At 28.9% G+C, this 22,700-nt stretch carries 17 protein-coding genes; 12 read left to right on the forward strand and 5 right to left on the reverse strand.

Annotation, left to right across the window (positions count from 1 at the left end; genetic code table 11):
• Positions 1–110: 110 nt before the first annotated feature.
• Both recA and AC2TY9_RS04615 read right to left on the reverse strand, forming a co-directional pair.
• The gene (gene recA / locus AC2TY9_RS04610; protein WP_489779760.1) at positions 111–1,145 is read right to left on the reverse strand and encodes a recombinase RecA; all 1,035 of its coding nucleotides are present in this window, start codon (positions 1,143–1,145) and stop codon (positions 111–113) included.
• A gap of 91 nt (positions 1,146–1,236) precedes the next feature.
• Positions 1,237–1,449 carry a hypothetical protein gene (locus tag AC2TY9_RS04615; protein ID WP_489779761.1) on the reverse strand — a complete coding sequence of 71 codons (213 nt, stop codon included), beginning with the start codon at positions 1,447–1,449 and terminating at the stop codon, positions 1,237–1,239.
• A gap of 110 nt (positions 1,450–1,559) precedes the next feature.
• Between AC2TY9_RS04615 and pseB the strand changes: the two genes are divergently transcribed.
• The 9 genes from pseB to AC2TY9_RS04660 all read left to right on the forward strand — a co-directional run bounded on the left by pseB (position 1,560) and on the right by AC2TY9_RS04660 (position 12,234).
• Complete coding sequence (gene pseB, locus AC2TY9_RS04620; protein WP_489779762.1) at positions 1,560–2,552, forward strand: UDP-N-acetylglucosamine 4,6-dehydratase (inverting); 993 nt, start codon at positions 1,560–1,562, stop codon at positions 2,550–2,552.
• Positions 2,553–3,683: a UDP-4-amino-4,6-dideoxy-N-acetyl-beta-L-altrosamine transaminase gene (gene pseC, locus AC2TY9_RS04625; protein WP_489779763.1), complete on the forward strand. Its 1,131-nt coding sequence runs from the start codon at positions 2,553–2,555 to the stop codon at positions 3,681–3,683.
• A complete protein-coding gene (gene pseF / locus AC2TY9_RS04630; protein ID WP_489779764.1) occupies positions 3,676–4,371 on the forward strand; it encodes a pseudaminic acid cytidylyltransferase in 696 nt (231 codons plus the stop codon). The genes pseC and pseF overlap by 8 nt, the downstream gene beginning before the upstream one ends.
• Before the next feature lie 98 nt (positions 4,372–4,469).
• Complete coding sequence (locus AC2TY9_RS04635) at positions 4,470–5,423, forward strand: hypothetical protein (RefSeq protein WP_489779765.1); 954 nt, start codon at positions 4,470–4,472, stop codon at positions 5,421–5,423.
• Positions 5,423–6,547, forward strand: coding sequence for an ATP-grasp domain-containing protein (locus AC2TY9_RS04640; RefSeq protein WP_489779766.1), 1,125 nt, complete (start codon positions 5,423–5,425; stop codon positions 6,545–6,547). The genes AC2TY9_RS04635 and AC2TY9_RS04640 overlap by 1 nt, the downstream gene beginning before the upstream one ends.
• 8 nt (positions 6,548–6,555) lie before the next feature.
• Positions 6,556–7,599 (forward strand): pseudaminic acid synthase, encoded by a 1,044-nt coding sequence (pseI, locus tag AC2TY9_RS04645; protein WP_489780401.1) that lies wholly within the window; start codon positions 6,556–6,558, stop codon positions 7,597–7,599.
• Between the two features lie 14 nt (positions 7,600–7,613).
• Positions 7,614–8,747, forward strand: a complete 1,134-nt coding sequence (locus AC2TY9_RS04650; protein WP_489779767.1) for a radical SAM protein — start codon at positions 7,614–7,616, stop codon at positions 8,745–8,747.
• 16 nt (positions 8,748–8,763) lie between these two features.
• Positions 8,764–10,251: an aldehyde dehydrogenase family protein gene (locus AC2TY9_RS04655; protein ID WP_489779768.1), complete on the forward strand. Its 1,488-nt coding sequence runs from the start codon at positions 8,764–8,766 to the stop codon at positions 10,249–10,251.
• Between the two features lie 24 nt (positions 10,252–10,275).
• Positions 10,276–12,234: a motility associated factor glycosyltransferase family protein gene (locus AC2TY9_RS04660; protein ID WP_489779769.1), complete on the forward strand. Its 1,959-nt coding sequence runs from the start codon at positions 10,276–10,278 to the stop codon at positions 12,232–12,234.
• A gap of 107 nt (positions 12,235–12,341) precedes the next feature.
• Here the strand turns inward: AC2TY9_RS04660 and AC2TY9_RS04665 are convergent, their stop codons facing one another.
• From AC2TY9_RS04665 to trmA, 3 genes are all read right to left on the reverse strand, one after another.
• Positions 12,342–14,327 (reverse strand): flagellin N-terminal helical domain-containing protein, encoded by a 1,986-nt coding sequence (locus AC2TY9_RS04665; RefSeq protein ID WP_489779770.1) that lies wholly within the window; start codon positions 14,325–14,327, stop codon positions 12,342–12,344.
• A gap of 283 nt (positions 14,328–14,610) precedes the next feature.
• Positions 14,611–16,596, reverse strand: coding sequence for a flagellin N-terminal helical domain-containing protein (locus AC2TY9_RS04670; protein ID WP_489779771.1), 1,986 nt, complete (start codon positions 16,594–16,596; stop codon positions 14,611–14,613).
• 78 nt (positions 16,597–16,674) lie between these two features.
• Entirely contained in the window at positions 16,675–17,796 is a 1,122-nt protein-coding gene (trmA, locus tag AC2TY9_RS04675; protein WP_489779772.1) for a tRNA (uridine(54)-C5)-methyltransferase TrmA, read from the reverse strand.
• A gap of 67 nt (positions 17,797–17,863) precedes the next feature.
• On the opposite strand from trmA, the gene AC2TY9_RS04680 reads away from it, so the two are divergent.
• Genes AC2TY9_RS04680 through glmU form a run of 3 tightly spaced genes read left to right on the forward strand, consistent with a single transcriptional unit; the run spans position 17,864 to position 22,692 of the window.
• Positions 17,864–19,396, forward strand: a complete 1,533-nt coding sequence (locus tag AC2TY9_RS04680) for a helicase-related protein (RefSeq protein WP_489779773.1) — start codon at positions 17,864–17,866, stop codon at positions 19,394–19,396.
• A 53-nt stretch (positions 19,397–19,449) separates the two neighbouring features.
• Positions 19,450–21,390: an ankyrin repeat domain-containing protein gene (locus tag AC2TY9_RS04685; RefSeq protein WP_489779774.1), complete on the forward strand. Its 1,941-nt coding sequence runs from the start codon at positions 19,450–19,452 to the stop codon at positions 21,388–21,390.
• A gap of 6 nt (positions 21,391–21,396) precedes the next feature.
• The gene (gene glmU / locus AC2TY9_RS04690) at positions 21,397–22,692 is read left to right on the forward strand and encodes a bifunctional UDP-N-acetylglucosamine diphosphorylase/glucosamine-1-phosphate N-acetyltransferase GlmU (protein ID WP_489779775.1); all 1,296 of its coding nucleotides are present in this window, start codon (positions 21,397–21,399) and stop codon (positions 22,690–22,692) included.
• Positions 22,693–22,700: the final 8 nt, after the last annotated feature.

A 22,700-nucleotide genomic window follows, 5' to 3' on the forward strand; every position in this document is an offset into this window, starting at 1 on the left:
TTTACTAAAATTTTCATTGGTAATTGCTTTTATAAAAGTATTTTGAAAGATTATGAATAAGTTAAGGCTTGATTTTTATGATTTTAATCAAAGAGAAATGTTCTCTTTGATTAATCTTCTTCTGTAGTCTCTGGTTCACCTTGGATGATTTCATCATTTACACCCATTGCAACTAGGATTTTTTGTTCTATTTCATTTGCTATTTCTGGATTTTCAGTTAAGAATACTTTTGAGTTTTCTTTACCTTGACCAATTTTACTATCCCCATAACTAAACCAAGCTCCGGCTTTATCAACAATATCAAGTTTAACACCATAATCAATAAGTTCACCTGTTTTAGAAATACCTTCTCCAAACATAATATCAAACTCAGCTTGTTTAAATGGTGGTGCAACTTTATTTTTAACAACTTTTACTTTAACTCTATTTCCAATTGAGTTTTCTGCTTGCTTAAGTGTTGCGATTCTTCTAATATCTAGTCTAACTGAAGAATAAAATTTAAGTGCATTTCCACCTGTAGTTGTTTCTGGTGATCCATATCCAGTCATACCAATTTTCATTCTAATTTGGTTAATGAAAATTACTGTACAGTTCATTTTGTTTAATAAACCAGTTATTTTTCTAAGTGCTTTTGACATAAGCCTAGCTTGAACACCTACTTGTTGATCATCCATGTCTCCATCAATTTCAACTTTTGGAGTAAGTGCAGCAACTGAGTCAACTACAACTAAATCAACGGCACCACTTCTAATAACTGTTTCAAGGATTTCTAATGCTTGCTCTCCAAAATCTGGTTGTGAAACAAGTAAGTTATCCGTATCAACACCAAGGTTTTTTGCATAAACAACATCAAGGGCATGCTCTGCATCAATAAAGGCACAAACTCCACCTGCTTTTTGTGCTTCTGCAATAGCGTGTAAAGTAAGAGTTGTTTTACCTGAAGATTCAGGTCCATAAATTTCTATAACTCTTCCTTTTGGAAGTCCTCCAACACCAAGTGCAAGGTCAAGTCCTAATGAACCTGTAGATATTGATTCAGTTGGAACAACTTCTTTATCACCAAGTCTAATTAAAGTTCCTTTACCAAATGTTTTGTCAATTTGTTTAATAGCTAAGTCTAGTGATTTTTTTTGATTATCATCCATTGTTTTTATGTCCTGTGTTTTATTTTATGTTGGAATTTTAGCGAATTATTTTTAAAGTAGTTACTTATATTGCAATTTGTAATGTTTATTTTTAATCTTCTTTATCGTCTGGTTTTTCTTCTTGAATTTTTTGTACATTTTCAATTGTTTTAATATGTGAGTTAACTCTTTTCTTCATAGAAAACTTTTTTATATGTTTTGCAAGTATTTTTGTATATTTTTTATAATTCCTACTACCTTTCTCAAAAGTAGCTAATTTTTTTTGAATTTTTAAAATATCTTCTGGAATTGTGTTGTCTGCCATATAAAAACCTAAATTAATTTAATAATTAAGATTATCGCATATATACTCTTAAAATTAAAGTTAAATAATAAATTAGTTAAAATATATCATTATAAAAAAGTGAGTTACACATGTTTAACAATAAAAATATTTTAATTACTGGCGGAACCGGAAGTTTTGGGAAAAAATATACAAAAATAATTCTTAGTAAGTATAAACCAAATAAAATAATAATCTACTCTAGAGACGAACTTAAACAATATGAGATGTCCCAGGATTACAACGATTCTTGTATGAGATATTTTATTGGAGATGTAAGGGATAAAGATAGGTTAAAAAAAGCAATGAGAGATGTTGACTATGTTATACATGCTGCTGCTTTAAAACATGTACCAATTGCAGAATATAATCCAATGGAATGTATTAAAACAAATATTAATGGTGCTCAAAATGTCATAGATGCTTGTTTAGAAAATAAAGTTAAAAAGGTAATTGCACTTTCAACTGATAAAGCAGCAAATCCAGTAAACCTTTATGGAGCAACAAAATTAGCTTCAGATAAACTTTTTGTAGCAGCGAACAATTTAGTTGGAGAACAAGATATTCAATTTTCTGTTGTTAGATATGGAAATGTTATTGGAAGTAGAGGAAGTGTAATACCTTATTTTAAAAAACTTATTGAAAATGGGGCAAAAGAACTTCCTATAACTGATGAAAAAATGACAAGATTTATGATTACACTAGAAGAAGGTGTAGAGTTCGTTCTTGAAAATTTTGAAAGAATGCAAGGTGGAGAGATTTTTGTTCCCAAAATCCCATCAATGAAAATGATAGATTTAGCAAAGACAATGGCACCAAAACTTCCTATAAAAATTATTGGCATAAGACCTGGAGAAAAGCTTCATGAAATTATGTGTCCTGCTGATGATTCACATCTTACAATTGAGTTTAAAGATCATTATGTTATCGCTCCAACAATTACATTTACTAAAAATAGAGATTTTCTAATAAATAAAAAAGAGGAAAAAGGTAAAAAAGTACTACAAGGTTTTGAATATAACTCTGGAACAAATGATGAATGGCTAGCTGAAAAAGAATTCTTAGAATTGATAGAAGATATTTAAATGAATTTTATCCCTTATGGTAAGCAAACTATTGATGAAGAAGATATAAATGGTATTATTGAAGTTTTAAAATCTGATTATCTAACAACAGGACCAAAAGTAAAAGAGTTTGAAGAATTAATTGCAAAATATTGTGATGCAAAATATTGTGTTACTGTATCAAATGGAACGGCCGCTTTGCATTTAGCATCAATGGTACTTTTAAATGAAGGTGATAAAGTTTTAACAACACCTAACTCATTTTTAGCAACTTCAAATTCAATTCTTTATGTAAATGCAAAACCAGTTTTTGTAGATATTTGTGAAGATGGAAATATAGATTTAGACCTTTGTGAAAAAGAATTGGAGAAAGATTCTTCTATTAAAGCTTTATATGTAGTCTCTTTTTCAGGTAATCAAGTAAATCAAAAAAAATTAAAAGAGATAAAAGAAAAATATAAAATCAAGATTTTAGAAGATAATGCCCATGCAATTGGTTCTATGCAAAATGGAATAAAAGCTGGTTCATGTACTAATAGTAATATTTCAATTTTCTCTTTTCATCCTGTTAAGACTTTAACTACAGGAGAAGGTGGAGCAATAACTACAAATTCTAAAGAGATTTATGAACAGCTTATGCTTTTGAGAAATCATGGAATGAAAGCAAATAGTGAAGTTGCACCTTGGCATTATGATATGACAGATTTAGGATTTAATTACAGATTAACGGATATTTCATGTGCATTAGGAATATCTCAATTAAAAAAATTAGACTCATTTTTAATTTCACGAAGAAATATTGCCAAAAGATATGATGAGTTAATTGATAGCATAAGTTTTATTGAACCATTATACACTTTTACTAATGATTCAGCATATCATTTATATGTAATAAAAATTGAGTTTGAAAAATTAAACATAGAGAAAAAAGAGTTTGTTTTAAGAATGAGAGAAAAAAACATCGGTTTGCAATTTCACTATATTCCGATAAATAAACAAGTTTTTTATAAAAACTTAGGTTTTGGAAATGAAAATATTCCTGTTATGGATGAATATTATGAAAAGGCAATAAGTTTACCTATATATCCTCTTTTTTCGGAAAAGGAACAAAAGTATGTAATAAATTCAATCTTGGAGATATGCAATGCCTAAATGTATTGCAATTATTCCTGCACGTGGTGGTAGTAAAAGGATTCCAAGAAAAAATATTAAAGAGTTTCATGGAAAACCTTTAATAGCGTATAGTATTGAAACAGCATTAAAATCTAATTTGTTTGAGAGAGTTGTAGTAAGTACCGATGATGAAGAGATTGCAAAAGTCTCTAAAGAATATGGGGCAGAAGTTCCATTTTTGAGACCTAAAGAATTAAGTGATGATTACTCAAGTGCAGGTGATTCTATTAGTCATGCATTGGATTATTTTGAAAGCAAAGGTGAAAAATTTGATTTTTGTTGTACAATTTATGCTACAGCTCCTCTTTTAAAAGCAGAATTTCTTGTTGCCGGATATCAAAAATTAAGAAATACAGATGCAAAAGTTTGCTTTAGTGTTTCCTCTATGCCTTTTCCTATTCAAAGAACCTTTAAAATTACTTCAAATGAAAGATGTGAAATGTTTTGGCCAGAAAATTTTTATAAAAGAAGTCAGGATTTAGAAGAAGCTTTCCAGGATGCAGGGCAATTTTACTGGGAAAATTTAACTAAAAAACTAACAGATATTACATTTGGAAGTGAATCTATTCCAATAATAATTCCAAGATATTTAGTACAAGATATAGATACTTTAGAAGATTGGGAGAGAGCAGAAAAATTATATATTTTAGAAAAAAGGTTAAACTAAAAAAAGGATAATAAATATTCAGGTATTATTTTTATGATATTTCAATTTAGTAATGACTTTTAATTTATAATATTTTATGAAGTATCTAAAGGTTAAAAATGAAAGTTTGTTTATTGTCTCAATATAGTTCATCTATAGGTGCTGGTCATATTATCAGGTGTAGTACTATTTATGAATTTTTTAGTGAATATTGTGAAGTAGATTTTTTTATTGATTCAAACGAAAAAGTTTTACTAAGTAATAATATAAATTTTGAAATTCATAATTGGTTATCTGATAATTTAGAAAAGCAGTATGACATTATTTTGATAGATACTTATAATGTCAAACAATTAAACTTCCAAAAATTAAAAACTAGAACAAAAATTATTGCTTATATGGACGATGGTGTTATTGATATCAAAGATAAAGATATCATATTAATAAGAACAGCTGTAGAAGGAATAAAAACAAATTTAGAAAATATTTGTTTGGTAGGTACAAAATATTTCCCAATTAGAAAAAGTTTAATAAATGTAGACGCAAATAAAAAAGAAGAATGGAATGTTCTTGTAATGTTTGGCGGAACAGATATTAGAGAACTTTCTTTACTTTTTAATTCACTATATTTAAAATATAGTAATATAAAATTTAATATAGTTACTATGAATAAAAAAATAGTTGAAAAATTGGAAACTTCTGAAAATATAAATGTGTTCTTTAACCCAAATTGGGATGAACTAGCAAAAATTATAGGATATTCAGATTTTGCATTGGTTTCTGGGGGAACAATATTATATGAACTTTCTTATATGAAAATTCCGTCTATTGTAATATCAGTAATTGAGAATCAGAATAAAGGGATTAAAGCATTTTTAGATTTAGGTTTTATTGATGTATATTATTTATATAATGAGAATAATTTAATTGAAAAAATTGATAAGAAAATAGATTCAGTTTTAAATGAATATGAGAGTTTTAGTAAGTTTTCACAGGTTGGTAAAGAGATTGTTGATGGAAATGGTGCTAGGAATTTAGTCCTTGATCTAATGAAGTATTGTAAAGAGTTATAATGAAAAAGATATTAATAATTGGTGGTAGTCATAGGGATTTGCCATTAATAGATAGTGCAAAGAGATTAGGTTATTTTACTATATCAGTTGGTGTTAGTAAAAATTATATTGCATATAAGTATTCAGATAAAAATTATAGTATAGATTTTAGAAATATTGATAAATTAAAAGAAATTATTAATGATGAAAATATTTCATATGTTATTCCAGGTAGTGGTGAAGTTCCTATGTTAATTGCAGCACAATTATGTGATAACTGTAACTATGACAATGATGAAGTATTAAAAATACTACATTCTAAAGATTTATTTAAAAATCTATGTTTGGAGTTAAATATAAATGTTCCCAAAAGTTTTGATATAAAGAATGAAAATATTAATAATATAGATTATCCTTCAATCGTAAAACCAACTAATTTATCCGGAGGAAAAGGGATTAAAATCGTTTATAATAATGATGAATTATTATCAGCAGTTAAGGATATCGAGGTTTTATCTAAAAAGCATAATTACTTAGTAGAAGAATTTATAGAAGGAGAATTAATAGCTTATTCTGTAATTTTAAAAAATCAAAAAATAATTTATGGTTTTTTTGCAAAAGAATATGAAAAGAACTATTATGTTACAACTACAGTAAAAATAGATATTGATAAAGTAATAAAAAAAGATATAGATAATGATATTGAAAACCTATCTAGTAATTTGAATTTAAAAGATGGCTTATTACATGTTCAATTTATGTTGAGTAAGAATAATGAAGCTAAAATATTGGAAGTTACTAGAAGAATTCCAGGAGATTTATTCCCATTTTTAATTGATATGAGTGATGGTGTTAATTATTCTGAGGCTGTACTTAAAAATTATTTAGGGGAAACTGAAAATATTGAAAAACTTTTAGTTAGAACTAAAAATGATTATAACATAAGGTATTGTGTACTATCAGAAATTGATTCTAAATTAGATAGTATATATATTGATGATAGTATAGAAATAATTGATAGATTAGATATTATTGAAAAGGGTGATTATATTGAGAAGGATTGTTTAGTTTCGATTTTAATAATTAAAAATAATGATAGGATACTAGACAAATTAGATAAATTAATATATGTTAAAGGTAAATAATGAATAAAATACAAATAGGTAATAAAGAGATTTCAAATAATTCATCTACGTTTATAATTGCTGAACTAAGTGGTAATCACGGGCATGAGATTGAAACTGCAAAAAAAACGATTCTAGCAATGAAAGAATCAGGCGCAGATGCTGTTAAATTACAGACATATACTCCAGATACTATTACATTAGACTCAAATAATGAATGTTTTCAAATAAATCATGGAACTATTTGGGATGGACAGAATATGTATCAGCTTTATAAAAAAGCATATACTCCATGGGAATGGCATGCGCAGTTAAAAGAGTATGCAGAAAGTTTAGGTTTAATTTTTTTCTCTGCACCATTTGACTTAACAGCAGTTGATTTTCTTGAAAGTTTAGATGTCCCACTGTATAAAATTGCTTCCCCTGAAATTAGTGATATCCCCCTAATAGAATATACTGCTTCTAAAGGTAAGCCAATGATTATTTCTACAGGTATCGCAAAACTTCAAGAGATAGAGGATGCAGTAGATGCTTGTCGAAGAGTAGGTAATGAAAATATTATACTCTTAAAGTGTACTTCTTCTTATCCAACACCCTTAGACGATGTCAATTTGAAAACAATTCCTCATATGAAAGAACTTTTTAACGTAATTATTGGATTATCTGATCATACATTAGGAACGAGTGTTCCTATTTCGGCTGTAACTCTTGGGGCAAAAGTTGTAGAAAAGCATTTTATATTATCTAAAGATATTGATAGTCCGGACAAAGAATTTTCTCTTATTCCTGAAGAGTTTAAATTAATGGTTGACTCAATAAGAAATGTTGAAAAAGCTTTAGGAAAAGTAACTTATGAACTAACAGAAAGTATGAAAGTAGGAAGAATAGGTCGAAGAACGCTTTTTGCTGTTAAGGATATAAAAAAAGGGGAAATCATAACTAGCGAGAATGTAATGTCTAAGAGGCCAGGAGAGGGTATGTCTCCTAAATATTTAAACGACATTATTGGAAAAAAGGCAAAAGAATCAATTTCTAGAGCAACACCAATCAAGTGGGATTTAATAGAATTATAAAATAAGGTATTTTGATGAATAAAGTAAAAAAAATGAATATAGTTGATAAGTTACATCAAGATTTTGTTATTAAAAAAATCAAAGGTACAGATTGGTCAGATGGAACTGATGGTCCTTTAATAGTAGAATTAGATACAACAGAAGCTTGTGATTTAGCTTGTCCTGGATGTGTAAGTGAAGAAATAATGGAAGCTGGAAGAAAATTTTCTTCTAAAAGATTAATGGAGATTGCTAAAGAGTTTAAAGACATTGGTGTAAAAGGTGTTGTTTTAATTGGAGGTGGTGAGCCTTTAGCCCATCCCGCAATTGGAGATTTTATGGATTTTTTAGGTAAAAACGACATATCTATTGGTATAACTACTAATGGAAGCTTTATCCATAAATATATGGATATTATTGCCAACTATTCAAGCTGGACAAGAATATCTGTTGATGCTGCAACTGATGAGATGTTTAATAAATTAAGACCAACAAAAGGTGGTGGTTCGAAATTTAATTTAATAATTGATAGTATGAGAAAACTAGCCAAAATAAAAAAAGGAAAGTTAGGGTTTTCTTTTCTAATAAGAACTGAAATTGAAGGTCCTAATGTAGTGTGTAACATAAATGAAATTTATGATGCAGCAGTCTTAGCTAAAGATATAGGTTGTGATTATTTTGAAGTTAAGCCAAGTTATAGTTATAAAAATAATGCAGTGCATAGTTTAGTTAAGCATGAAATTAATAAGATGGACCTTGCAAAAAAAGAGATTGAAAGACTTGAAGACTTAGTTGATGAAAATTTCTCAATTATAAAAGCAATAACTTTGGATGCTTCTTTAGAAGGTGCACAAATTGATCAGCCAAAAGATTATAAAATGTGCCCTGCAACAGAATTAAGAACTTTAGTTACTCCATCTGGTGTATATGTATGTCCTTATTGGAGAGGTAAAGATCAATATAATGTTGGGAATGCTGTTACAACACCCTTAAAAGAATTATGGAAATCTGAAAAACGTAAAAAGATTCAAAACTGGCTTGACCCAAGTGTTCATTGTTCTTTTCATTGTTTAAGACATGAAACAAATTTAGAAGTTTTAAATATGATTGATAATGTTAACAAGGGTAAAGAGATAGATAGAGTTGAAGAATTCGATCGGTTTATATAATATAAAAGAGTAGCTTATGCAGAACATTGAAAAGAAATTAGAAAAAATTGTAATTGAAAAAAAAGCATTTATAAATGGAAAATATGTTGATTCAATAAAAGGTAGAACTATTTCAAAAAAAAGTTCTATAGATGGTAGAGATATATCAGGCTTAAGTGCTTGTGACGGTGAAGATATTGAAATAGCAGTAAATATTGCATTGAATACGTTTAAAAAAAGAATTTGGGTTGATGTTGAACCTATTGAAAAAAAACAAATAATTCTTAGATTAGCTGATCTTGTTGAAAGAAATATTGAAGAGTTAGCATTATTAGATACATTAGAAACAGGAAGAAGTCTAAAAAATTATTATTATGATTCTATCCCAAAAGCAGTTGAATCAATGCGATGGTTTGCAGAAGCAATAGATAAGATATATGATAAATCTATTCCTCCAAGAAAAGATTCTTTTGCTACTATAACTAGAGAACCACTTGGTGTAGTTGGATTAATTACTCCATGGAATGATCCTTTAGTCGTTTCTTTTTGGAAACTTATACCTGCACTATTAATGGGAAACTCTGTAGTCCTTAAACCAGCAGAACAATCTTCTTTTTCAATATTAAAAGTAGCTAAATTAGCTATTGAAGCAGGTGTCCCTCCTGGAGTATTTAATGTAGTCCCAGGTTATGGTAATGAAGCGGGTAAATCCCTTGCTTTACATAATGACGTAAGAGGCATATTTTTCACAGGGTCAACAGAGGTTGGAAAATTGATTTTACAATACTCTGGTCAATCAAATATGAAAAAAGTTGGTTTAGAATGTGGAGGGAAAAGTCCTTTTCTTATTTCTAATAAATGTAATAATCTTAAAAAAGCAGCAAAAGTTCTTGCAAAAAATATTTTTTATAATCAAGGTCAAATTTGTTCTGCACCATCAAGACTTTTAATAGATAAGAAAATAAAAACGGAATTCTTAGAATTATTAATTGAAGAGAGTGAAAAGTATATTCCTCAGAACCCTTTAAGTTTAGAGAGTGAAGTAGGTGCTGTAATTAATGAAGACCAGAAAAATAAGATTGAAGAGTATATTAAAATAGGTATAGAGTCTGGTGCAAAAATTATTACTGATAATAAAAAAATAGATCCTGTAAAAGGTGGATGTTATATTCAACCAACTATATTTGACAATGTTAGTATTAATTCTAGAATAGTAAAAGAAGAAATATTTGGTCCTATATTAACAGTAATTGATGTAAATGATATGAAAGAAGCAATAGAAATAGCCAATGATTCAAATTATGGGTTAGCCGCATCTATATGGACTAATGACTATGATGAAGCATATCATGTTTCTAGATTACTAGAAGCAGGGATAGTTCATATTAATAGTTATGGTGAAGATGATAACCTTGCACCTTTTGGAGGAGTTAAAGAGTCGGGAATAGGGAAAGATAAATCTTTATATGCTTTTGATGAATATAGTGATTTAAAGACAGTATGGATGAGTTATACTAAATTATAGTAATGTAATAATTGGAGGGATTAAATGGACTTAGATTTAAATTATAAAAATAATATGGAATTTTTAAAGAATGGTTGGCCTATGGTTTATGATAGTGTAAATAAGGCTGATATTAGAAATTATGAGTTAAACATTAGTAAAACTGGGGAATACAATATATCAAAAAATGGTCAGAATATATATCCTTCAAGGGTGGATACTGCTATTCAGGCACAAGTTAATGCATTTTTAGATAATCCTCCAATGTTTTTTAAAAAACCAACATGGAATAAAGATAGTGATAGAGATTATGCCCATGATAAGTTAATTAAAGGTATTGAGAAAGAATCAGTATACTTGAAAGAAAATAAGGAGTTTGAGAATTACCATAACAATTTAGATGGATATTTTCCGTTTTTATTAATGATGGGAATAGGCGCAGGTTATCATCTACATAAATTAATTCAACAAGCTAATGGAATTAAAGAAATTATAATTGTTGATGAAAGCTACGAAATGTTAAAAATCAGTTTCCATTTAGTAGATTGGAGACCAATTTTTATGTATTTTAAACAAAAAAATCATGGACTTCATTTTTGTATTGGTAACGATAGTAAAGAGATATCCCGAACGGTACTTAATACAATTTATAAAAATTTTTCTTATCAGTTTTATTTAATACCGTTTTATACTCATTATAGATCTAAATTTTTTGATGAATTTAAAGAGAAATTTATAGAAAAAATTGATTTAGCATTTACTGGACAAGGATTTTACGATGATGAAATAATAAGTTTAGAACATACCATTAGAAATCTTAATGATGATTTACCTGTTTATAGGTTTAATAAAAAACTACCTAAAAATTCTACAGCTTTTATAGTTGCATCAGGTCCATCAGTTGATAAAGATATAGAATATATTAGAAAAAATAAAGATAATGTTGTTGTAATATCTTGTGGTACAGCATTAAGGATTTTATATAAAAATGGTATCTCACCTGATTTTCATATGGAGATTGAAAGACCACCTTTTATGGCTTCTATTATAGAAAACTATGGGACTAAAGAATATTTGAAAAACATTAATATGATTGGTTTAAATGTTATTGATCATAAAGTTTATGATATGTTTAAAAGTGCGAAAATCTATTTTAGAGAAAATGATGCGGGTTCTTCAATTGTGCCAGAAGATATACCAATGCTTAACCATTGTAATCCAACTATTGTTAATGGTGCATTATCTTTTTTATCTGATATAGGATTTCAAAATATATTTATGTTTGGTACAGATATGGGTTTTAAAGATGCTGAAAGTCATCATTCAAAAGATACAATTTATTATAATACAAAAGAACATAAATTAAATACACTAGACTTATTAAAAGAAAAGTTCCCTGGTAATTTTGATAAAGAAGAAAAATTTATGACAACTAATATCTTTAACTGGTGTAAGCAAAGGGCTGAAAATTGTATATTTGACTATAAATTAAAAAGAAAAAGAAAAATTAATTATTTTAATTGTAGTGATGGCTTATATATTGATGGAACAACACCATATAAATCAGAAGATATAAAAATAGATAATAAAACTAAAAAAGTTGATATTTTAGAAGGAATTGAGAATAGTTTTGACTTTGACTTTGAAAAACTTCATAAAGAAATAGACTCCATATATAAATCAGAAAAAGAAATGTTAATTTCTAATATTCAAGAAATTAAAGAAATAATTAGAGAAAAAGAGATAGAAACATTTAAAGAACTTTTTGATTTAATCTCGACTACATATGAAATAGCAAATAATCCTAATTATAAAAATAAAAGTTATTTAACAAGGTCTTTATTAAAAGGAACCATGTATCATTTTTATACTGCTTTATATACTCATGCATTAGCTACATCAGAAAAAAATGAGGCAATTAAATATATTAATGAATGTTTATCAAAGTTATTAGCTTTTTTAGATGAAGTAAAAGAAAAAGTTGAAAGTATAAAATTAAAGTAGTGACTCATGTCACTACTTTTTATTTGAGATAGATTACTTCTTATTGAAGTAATCTATGTACGTTTTCACAGAAACGTATTTGTAGTAGCTAAGCTACTACTTTTAAACTACTGAAGTAGTCTTAATACGTTTTGTTGAACAGCATTAGCTTGAGACATAGCATATGACCCAGCTTGAGCAATAATATTTTGTTTATTGAAGTTAGCTGATTCTGCAGCATAGTCAACATCTCTAATTACAGATTCCGCTGCTTGAATATTAGTTTGCACTGTTTGCATATTTCTAATAGCAGAGTCTAATTGGTTTTGAGTAGCACCAAAGTCAGATCTAACTGAGTTAAGTTGAGTTAAGGCATCATCAACAACAGACATAAAGTTATTTGCTGTCTCAGAAGTTAAATCACCTTCTCCTAAAGCCATAAGACCTTCAAGGTTTTTAAATGCCATACCAGAACTAACTTCACCAAATCCAACACCAGCTGTTTCAAAAGCTGTACTTGCAACTGTTTCTGAAGTTGTTAATGATACACTTAAGTGACCATAATCAGAGTCAGTACCTTCTGCTTTATCATTAGAAACTGTAACTGTACCAGTTGTTTCTATAAAGATAACATCATTTGCAGTAGTGTTTTTATCAACATCAGAGAAACTAATATTTCCAATATCAATACCTTCTGAGCCAAAATCTAAAGTATTAGTATCATCAACACCTGATGTAGACCAAGTAAATGTACCATCTGCATTTTCGTTAAGACCAGCATCTCTTAAAGCTTGAGCTGTAGTACCATCTGTAGTAGATACAATAACACTTGCTTCAGCACCAGTATTTCTTAACGATAAAGACTTAACATTTGCATCAGATGCCGCAGTAAATGAATTAATTGCAACTTCTGAAGTAGTTGTTGCTTCAACAGAGTTAATAGCTACAGTATCAAGTGTTGCAGAAGTTGAGTTGTCTCTAACTGCAATTGTACCTTCTGAAAGCATTGCATAAGTTCCTGCTGTATAAGCAATACCTTCTGAAGTATCACCATTAACATTAACATCCATAGCAGAACCACTACTTACTGTAATATCATTACCACCACCAAGTTTTTCAATTGAAACAGCTTCGTCAGTATAAACTTTGAAAATATCTCCACCAGTAGTTAATGCAGATAAATTACTAACTTTTAAACTACTAATATCAGCTAATGCATTATTTTCAAATGTAATAGTTGATTCTGTAGCATCAGCTGTAGATTTAAATTCATATACACCACTTGAAATTTTTGTTAATCCATCAGAAGTAGATTTATCAGCTTCTTTATCTAAGAATTTAGCTAATTCAGCATCATCTGTAGATAATACTACAGAAGCTGTAGTCGAAGAGTTATTAAGACCTATTTTTGAAACATCATTTGCTGAAACATTTACAGTCATCTCAGAAGTTTCTGAAGCAGTAGTAGCTGCTGCAACAGTTAATGTAGCATTCCCTGATGTTGAGTTTATTGTAATTGAAGCATTTGTTGATTCACCTTCTAAAGTAACACCACTAGAACCACTAGTTTTAATAGTTGAAGTTGTAGTACCATCTTTTCCAGCAGAACCAAGTCCAGAAGTATTTACAGCATACTCAGTTTTTAAACCAATATCAAAAGATGAATCTTCTCCAACTTGGAAAGTAAACTCTTTGTCTTTTTTATCTAAAAGATTCAAACCATTATAGTTAGTTTGACCAGAGATATTGTCAAATTGTTCTAATAGTTTTTGAACATCTTTTCTAATAGCTTCTCTACCGTCTTCAGAAGTAGTAGAAGTAGATGCTTGAATAAGTTTAGTTTTGATTGTATCTAAAATGTTAGACTGCTCAGACATAGCTTTATCAGCAATTTGGATTAATGCAACTGCTGAGTTAGCATTTTGGATACCTTGACCAATAGAATTACCTTGAGTTCTAAGTTTATCAGCAATAGCTAAACCAGAAGCATCATCTGCAGCTTTATTTATTTTTAAACCTGTAGATAATTTCTCTAAAGATTTAGAAATGTTGTTATTCGTGTTTTTGTTTGCTTCTTGTGCACTTAAAGAAGACACATTTGTATTAATTCTCATAATAAATCCTTTCAATATTATGACACATAGTGAATATTTTTCACAGCCTAAAACATTCTTGTTTTACCAAGCATAGAGAAAAAGTCTCTTTGGAATCAATTGATCCCTATAAGCTTATAATGAAATTATCACATACCAATTCTTAAAATTAGATTAAATGATAAAAAGAGAAATAAAAAAAGCCTAGTTAATCCTAGGCTTTTAAATAGATTATTTTTATTGAAGTAACCAAAGCACGTTTTCACAGAAACGTATTCGCAGTAGCTAAGCTACTACTTTTAAACTACTGAAGTAGTCTTAATACGTTTTGTTGTACTTGATTAGCTTGAGACATTGCATAAGATCCAGCTTGAGAAATAATGTTTTGTTTATTAAAGTTAGCTGATTCCTCTGCATAGTCAACATCTCTAATTACTGATTCCGCTGCTTGAATATTAGTTTGCACTGTCATCATATTTCTAATAGCAGAGTCTAATTGGTTTTGAGTAGCACCAAAGTCAGATCTAACTGAGTTAAGTTGAGTTAAGGCATCATCAACAACAGACATATATAAATTGGCAGTATCAGAAGTTAAATCATCTTCTCCTAATGCTGATAAACCTTCAAGGTTTTTAAATGCCATACCAGAACTAACTTCACCAAATCCAACACCAGCAGTTTCAAAAGCTGTACTTGCAACTGTTTCTGAAGTTGTTAATGATACACTTAAGTGACCATAATCAGAGTCAGTACCTTCTGCTTTATCATTAGAAACTGTAACTGTACCAGTTGTTTCTATAAAGATAACATCATTTGCAGTAGTGTTTTTATCAACATCAGAGAAACTAATATTTCCAATATCAATACCTTCTGAGCCAAAATCTAAAGTATTAGTATCATCAACACCTGATGTAGACCAAGTAAATGTACCATCTGCATTTTCGTTAAGACCAGCATCTCTTAAAGCTTGAGCTGTAGTACCATCTGTAGTAGATACAATAACACTTGCTTCAGCACCAGTATTTCTTAAAGATAAAGACTTAACATTTGCATCAGATGTTGCTGTAAATGAATTAATTGCAACTTCTGAAGTAGTTGTTGCTTCAACAGAGTTAATAGCTACAGTATCAAGTGTTGCAGAAGTTGAGTTGTCTCTAACTGCAATTGTACCTTCTGAAAGCATTGCATAAGTTCCTGCTGTATAAGCAATACCTTCTGAAGTATCACCGTTAACATTAACATCCATAGCAGAACCAGTACTTACTGTAATATCATTACCACCACCAAGTTTTTCAATAGCAATTTCTTCATCAGTATAAACTTTGAAAATATCTCCACCAGTAGTTAATGCAGATAAACTACTGACTTTTAAACTACTAATATCAGCTAATGCATTATTTTCGAATGTAATAGTTGATTCTGTAGCATCAGCTGTAGATTTAAATTCATATACACCACTTGAAATTTTTGTTAATCCATCAGAAGTAGATTTATCAGCTTCTTTATCTAAGAATTTAGCTAATTCAGCATCATCTGTTGATAACACTACAGAACTTGTAGTAGTAGAGTTACTAAGACCTATTTTTGAAACATCATTTGCTGAAATGTTTACAGTCATCTCAGAAGTTTCTGAAGCAGTAGTAGCTGCTGCAACAGTTAATGTAGCATTCCCTGATGTTGAGTTTATTGTAATTGAAGCATTTGGAGACTCACCTTCTAAAGTAACACCACTAGAACCACTAGTTTTAATAGTTGAAGTTGTAGTACCTTCATTACCTGCACTTCCAAGTCCAGAAGTATTTACAGCATACTCAGTTTTTAAACCAATATCAAAAGATGAATCTTCTCCAACTTGGAAAGTAAACTCTTTGTCTTTTTTATCTAAAAGATTCAAACCATTATAGTTAGTTTGACCAGCAATATTATCAAATTGTTCTAATAGTTTTTGAATATCTTTTCTAATAGCTTCTCTACCGTCTTCAGAAGTAGTAGAAGTAGATGCTTGAATAAGTTTAGTTTTGATTGTATCTAAAATGTTAGACTGCTCAGCCATAGCTTTATCAGCAATTTGGATTAATGCAACTGCTGAGTTAGCATTTTGGATACCTTGACCAATAGAGTTACCTTGAGTTCTAAGTTTATCAGCAATAGCTAAACCAGAAGCATCATCTGCAGCTTTATTTATTTTTAAACCTGTAGATAGTTTCTCTAAAGATTTTGCAATGTTGTTATTCGTGTTTTTGTTTGCTTCTTGTGCACTTAAAGAAGACACATTTGTATTGATTCTCATGAGTTACCTTTTCATGTATTTAATATGTAGTTATTTTAGCAAAAATTATTTATATTTTTCTTAATATTTTCTTAATAGTTATACTTTTTGTAAAAGTATTCCAGATTCTATATGTTCAGTATAAGAAAATTGGTCAAAAAGTGCAAAATTTTTGATTTCATGTGTTTTTGTTAAAGTTTCTAAATCTCTATGTAGTGTTTCTGGATTACAAGATATATAAATTATCTTTTCGTAATCTTTTACTAAATTTCTTGTTGTTTCATCTAAACCTGCTCTTGGAGGATCCACAAAAATTGTGTCAAAGTTATATGATTTTAAATCAATATCTTTAAGTCTTCTAAATTCTCTTTTTTCATCTAAAGCTTCAACAAATTCTTGGGCACTCATTCTAATAAAATCAATATTTTCTATACCATTTAATCTACAGTTTTCAAGTGCTGAATTAATAGATGTTTTTGATATTTCTGTTGCTAAAACTTTATTAAATTTTCTACTTAGAGGAATTGTAAAGTTTCCTCCTCCACAATATAATTCGCAAAGGTCATTTTCACTTTTTTCTAAATGTTTTAAAACCCATTCAATCATCTTAACATTTACTTTTGTATTTGGTTGAGTGAAGCCACCTTCTTTATAGTGAAACTTAAAGTTCTTCCCATCAATATCTAGTTTTTCATTGATAAAGTCTTCACTTAAAACCTCTTTTTGTTTTCTACTTCGTCCTATGATTTTTATATTCAATTCTTTTTCTAACTCTTTTGCTTTTTGAATCCACTTTTCTTCAAGTTTTTTGTGGTAAATTAAAGTTACAAGCATATCTTGTGTTGTTGAATTCAAAAACTCAATTGCATATAGTTTAAATCTAAACTCTTTATCATTTTGTAGCTTTTCAAGTAATATAGGCATAAGTTCTTGAATCTGTTTTGATATAATTTGGCAAGAATCTATCTCTAAAGTAGTTTTATCAAATGATGTCATTGCATATGAAATAGTTGGATTATCTTTATCATCAAAGTTTTTCCATATTCTAAACTCTGCTCTATATCTAAAATTTTCTTCTTCACTTTTGATAATATCAAATTCCATATTTGTAAAGTTAGAAAATCTTTCTTTTTCTCTTTTTATTTTGTATTCAAGTTGTTGCTCATAGTTCATTTCATAAAGTTTGCAAGAGCCACATTTACCAAAATATTCACATGTCATAATCAAGTGCCTTAAAATAGTTTTTTTATTTAAACAGATATTATATTCTATTTACTATAATACGCCCATGAAAGAAACATTCCAAGAACAATTACAGTCATTTTTAAAGTGTGATTTAAAATCACTTTTCCCCCTTGCTCGAAGTATGAACAGAAAACTAAAGTTTTTTGTAGGGCCAACAAACTCTGGTAAAACCTACAATGCTATGATTGAGCTAAAAAAAGCAAATAGTGGTTTATATTTAGCTCCACTTAGACTTCTTGCTTTAGAGGGTTTTGAAGACTTAAAACAAAATAATATTGAAGCAACGTTAATAACAGGTGAAGAACAAATCATTGATGAAGATGCATCCCATGTATGTTCAACTATTGAGATGCTAGATTTCAATTTAGATGTTGATACAGCTATTATTGATGAAATTCAAATGTTAGATGATGAAGATAGAGGTTGGGCATGGGTAAACGCTATTATAGGATGTCCTGCAAAAACTATTATTATGACAGGGAGCGTAAATGCTTTAGATGCAGTTACAAAAATAGCAGCTTATCTTGGAGAAGATCTTGAAGTTGTAAAACATAAAAGAAAAACTCCTTTAAAAGTTATGGCAAGACATACAGCTTTAGAACATCTAGAATCAGGGACTGCTTTAATTGCTTTTTCTAGAAGCGATGTTTTAAAACTAAAACAAAAATTACAAAAAAAATATAGAGTTTCTGTGATTTATGGCAATTTGTCACCTGAGGTAAGGAGAGATGAAGCGAGACGTTTTAGGGAAAAACAAAGTGATATTTTAATAGCCACTGATGCTATTTCTATGGGTTTAAATCTTCCTATTAAAAATATACTTTTTACAACTGATACTAAGTTTGATGGAGTAAGTAGAAGAAAATTAACTGTAAATGAAATTGTTCAAATTGCAGGTCGTGCAGGAAGATATGGACACCATGAAGTTGGATTTTTAGGTGCAACTAGAAGAGATGTTTTATATTATATAAAAGAGGAGTTTAATTCGCCAATTAGGACAATTAAACCACCTTATAAAGTAAAAATGAATAGTGAACAACTTGAAGAATTAGCCTCTCATATTAAAACAAAATCATTAACTAAAATATTAAAATACTTTAAAGATAATATGAATTTTGATGGACCATTTATAGCTTCTAATATCTCATCTATGCTTGAAGCTGCAACAATAATTGACAGAAGAGAGAAGCTAAGTTTAGAAGATAAATATCTACTAGCCCAAGCTCCAATTACCATAAAGTCAACTATTATTTTACAAGCTTATGAAGCCTATGTTGCTTCAGTTATAAAAAATAAAATTTGTAGATACAAACCATCAATTACCTTGCCTAAAAAAGCCGTGACCGCAAAAGATTTATTACTAGTAGAAGATGAAGTTAAAAAAATATCACTTTATTTATGGTTGTCATATAAGTTCCCAGATATATTTTTAGATCATGATAAGGCTGTGATTTTAAGAAATAGTTTTAATAGTTTTATAGAAAAAACATTAAAGTCAAATATTAAAATAAAAGAGCCTGAATTTAAGAAAAAATACACTAGGCCAACAAGAGAAAATGGGAGAAGACGTTATTAAATTTTTTTTTGATATAATCTATTACTTTACGCAACTTTGATAGGAATTATTAGATGCTTGGAATGTTTAAAACTGATGGTGCAGAAGCCTTACAAAAAGAATTACTTAAAAACTATATTGATGAAAAGAAGATTCAATCTTTAATCGATAGTGGGGTAAATATAAATAGAAAAGATGCTAAAGGGCGAACTATGCTCTTTGATCTGTCTGCAAAAAGAAGAATAGAATCAATTAAACTTTTAATTAGAAATGGTATTGATATCAATTCTGAAGATAATTTTGGAAAAACAGTTTTAAGTGAAGCAGTTGATAAAATTGATGGGATGATGATAAGGTTTTTACTTGAGCATGGTGCTTCTGTAAACCATATAAATTCTTCAGGAAGAACAGTTTTACATGATGCAGCTTTAGAAGAGAATGAAAAAGCATTTAGAATCCTAATGACACAAAATCCAAATTTAGATATCCGAGACCATTATGGAAGAACTGTACTCTTTGATGCTGTTGATGGTGGAAATATTGATATTATAAGGGAAGTTGTAAATAACATTGATGATATCAATGTTGTTGACAATGACGGACAATCGGTTTTATTTAATGCTGTTTTAAAAGAGAATCCTGAAGTTTCAAAATTCTTAATTTCAAATGGAATAGATGTAAATATTTTAAATAAAAAACGCCAAACTGCTTTATTTAATGCAGTTATCTTAGGTTCAACAAATCTTTCAATTATCGAACTTTTACTTGAAAAGGGTGCAAAATTAAATATAAAAGATTATGCAGAAAAAACAATACTTGATGAGATATTAAAACTTCTTGCAATAGTAAATAAACCTGATGAAAAAGTTGAAGGAAAATATAGACTAGTAAGTTCAGATAGAAACTACTTAAAGTTAACTGGAATCTTAATAGATATGGGGCTTGCAGTTGATAGAACAGATATTGATGGTAAAACGATTCTTTATAAAGAAGTTGAAAGGGAAAACTACGACACTATTGATTTCTTAATATCTTCAGGAGCAGATGTAAATGCACAAGACAAAGAGGGACGTACTGTCATTTTTGATGCAGTTTTAAAGGGTCAATCAAATATGAATATGATTGATCATCTAATTGCCAGAGGTGCAGATATTGATCATAGAGATTTTAATGAAAAAACAATAATTGATGATTTGGCGGAATCGGTATTAATCACAAAAAACAATAAAAAACCAAGCTCAAAGAGATTTTTTGATTTGGATTTAAAAGATGATTATTTTCAACTTTTAAAGAAAATGCTTCTATTTAAGCCAAGGATAAATGAACCAAGAAGTGATGGAAAAACAATTATTTATGATCTACTTGATTATGATAATTTAGAGTTAATAAAGATTTTTGTTAATGCTGGACTTGATTTAAATATTGTTGATAATGATATGGATACACCTTTATCTTATTTAATTGATAGAGGTTTAGAAATTAAAAACAACAAAGAAAAAGAAGTTTTTTTAGAGAAATTAGTTTTTCTTTTAAAATTTAGAATTGATGTTAATACCATTGATAAAGAAGGCCGAACAGTTTTTCATAAAGTTGCCTTTGCAAACGATTTAGAGGTTATGGAAAAACTTCTTACAAAAAAAGTAAACTTAGATATAAAAGATAAGCAAGGAAGAACAGCTTTACACCATACACAGTGGAAAGGTAATTATAAAATTGCAAGACTTTTAATTGCTGCAGGAGCAAATATAAATGAACCAGATTATGCAGGGTTTACCATATTAAATTATGCAGCAATTTTGGGGCATACAAGACTTGTAGTTGTACTTATTTTGTCTGGTGTTTTAATGTATAACCATAATAAAAAAAGTAAATCAGTGGCAAAGTTTTTTAGAGAAAGAGAAAATAAATTAGATAATTTATTAGATGCAAATATAACTGATACAAAGATGAGAACAGCAGTTGAAGAGGTTGTAGAAAACTTAAAAAAAGAGATAAAAGAAGCTTTAGAAGGATAAGTATTAATGGAAAACAAATCTATAATAATTTTAGCAGCTGGTGCTGGAACAAGGATGAAATCAAAACTTCCAAAGGTTTTACATAAAATTTCTGGTAAACCAATGCTTTACTACTCAATCAAAGAAGCATGCGAGCTTAGTGATGATGTAACAGTTGTATTATTTCATCAAGCTCAAAAAGTTCAAGAGCAGATGGAAAAATACTTTACTGGAATAAATTATGTAATTCAAGACCATGAGAACTATCCAGGAACTGGTGGAGCTGTTATGGGAATAGAACCAAAATATGAAAAAGTTTTGGTTTTAAATGGAGATATGCCTTTAATTCAAGCTGATGAACTTAAAAAATTTGATATAAATGCAACAATTGTTATGTCAGTACTTGAATTAGATAGTGCAGATGGATATGGAAGAGTGATTATTGAAAATGGAAATGTTAAAAAGATTGTTGAACAAAAAGATGCTTCTCCCACTGAGTTATCGGTTACAACTGCAAATGCTGGTATTTACCAATTTGATACTAAGTTTTTATTAGAAAGTTTACCAAAGCTTTCAAATGATAATGCCCAAAAAGAGTATTATATTACCGATTTAGTTGAGATGGCTATAAATCAAGGACTTGTTTTAAAACCACTTAGTGTAAATGAAGAAAACTTTAAAGGTGTAAATTCAAAACTAGATTTATCTGAGGCTGAAGTTATTCACCAAAATAGAATAAAAAGAGAGTTTTTAAAAGCTGGCGTAATTATGCGATTGCCTGATACTATTTATATAGAAGAGGGTGTTATTATTGAAGGTGAATCTATTCTAGAAAATGGAGTTACTTTATTAGGAAATAGTAAAATTGTAAATTCTCATATAAAAACAAACACAGTGATTGAAGATGCTGTACTAATTAATAGTGATGCTGGACCAATGGCAAGGGTTAGACCAGGGAGTGAAATAGTTGGAACTCACTTAGGAAATTTTGTAGAAACAAAAAAAGCAAAATTAAATGGTGTAAAAGCAGGGCATTTAACATATCTAGGAGATTGTGAGATTGATGAGGGCACAAATATTGGTTGTGGAACAATAACTTGCAATTATGATGGAATTAAAAAATATAAAACTATTATAGGTAAAAATGTATTTGTAGGAAGTGATACTCAATTTGTAGCTCCAGTTAATATCGAAGACGATGTATTAATTGGTGCTGGTTCAACTGTAACAGGTGATGTTAAAACAGGTGAACTTTATTTGACAAGAAGTAAAGCTAAAAAAATTGATGGCTACTTTTATAAACATTTTGGAAATAAGAGATAAAGAAAAAA

The organism is Arcobacter sp. ISO1 (assembly GCF_058105185.1).

Bases quoted from the DNA above. Each gene is read 5' to 3' on its own strand.
- recA (WP_489779760.1), bottom strand. From the start codon at position 1,145: ATGGATGATAATCAAAAAAAATCACTAGACTTAGCTATTAAACAAATT.
- AC2TY9_RS04615 (WP_489779761.1), bottom strand. From the start codon at position 1,449: ATGGCAGACAACACAATTCCAGAAGATATTTTAAAAATTCAAAAAAAA.
- pseB (WP_489779762.1), top strand. From the start codon at position 1,560: ATGTTTAACAATAAAAATATTTTAATTACTGGCGGAACCGGAAGTTTT.
- pseC (WP_489779763.1), top strand. From the start codon at position 2,553: ATGAATTTTATCCCTTATGGTAAGCAAACTATTGATGAAGAAGATATA.
- pseF (WP_489779764.1), top strand. From the start codon at position 3,676: ATGCCTAAATGTATTGCAATTATTCCTGCACGTGGTGGTAGTAAAAGG.
- AC2TY9_RS04635 (WP_489779765.1), top strand. From the start codon at position 4,470: ATGAAAGTTTGTTTATTGTCTCAATATAGTTCATCTATAGGTGCTGGT.
- AC2TY9_RS04640 (WP_489779766.1), top strand. From the start codon at position 5,423: ATGAAAAAGATATTAATAATTGGTGGTAGTCATAGGGATTTGCCATTA.
- AC2TY9_RS04650 (WP_489779767.1), top strand. From the start codon at position 7,614: ATGAATAAAGTAAAAAAAATGAATATAGTTGATAAGTTACATCAAGAT.
- AC2TY9_RS04655 (WP_489779768.1), top strand. From the start codon at position 8,764: ATGCAGAACATTGAAAAGAAATTAGAAAAAATTGTAATTGAAAAAAAA.
- AC2TY9_RS04660 (WP_489779769.1), top strand. From the start codon at position 10,276: ATGGACTTAGATTTAAATTATAAAAATAATATGGAATTTTTAAAGAAT.
- AC2TY9_RS04665 (WP_489779770.1), bottom strand. From the start codon at position 14,327: ATGAGAATTAATACAAATGTGTCTTCTTTAAGTGCACAAGAAGCAAAC.
- AC2TY9_RS04670 (WP_489779771.1), bottom strand. From the start codon at position 16,596: ATGAGAATCAATACAAATGTGTCTTCTTTAAGTGCACAAGAAGCAAAC.
- trmA (WP_489779772.1), bottom strand. From the start codon at position 17,796: ATGACATGTGAATATTTTGGTAAATGTGGCTCTTGCAAACTTTATGAA.
- AC2TY9_RS04680 (WP_489779773.1), top strand. From the start codon at position 17,864: ATGAAAGAAACATTCCAAGAACAATTACAGTCATTTTTAAAGTGTGAT.
- AC2TY9_RS04685 (WP_489779774.1), top strand. From the start codon at position 19,450: ATGCTTGGAATGTTTAAAACTGATGGTGCAGAAGCCTTACAAAAAGAA.
- glmU (WP_489779775.1), top strand. From the start codon at position 21,397: ATGGAAAACAAATCTATAATAATTTTAGCAGCTGGTGCTGGAACAAGG.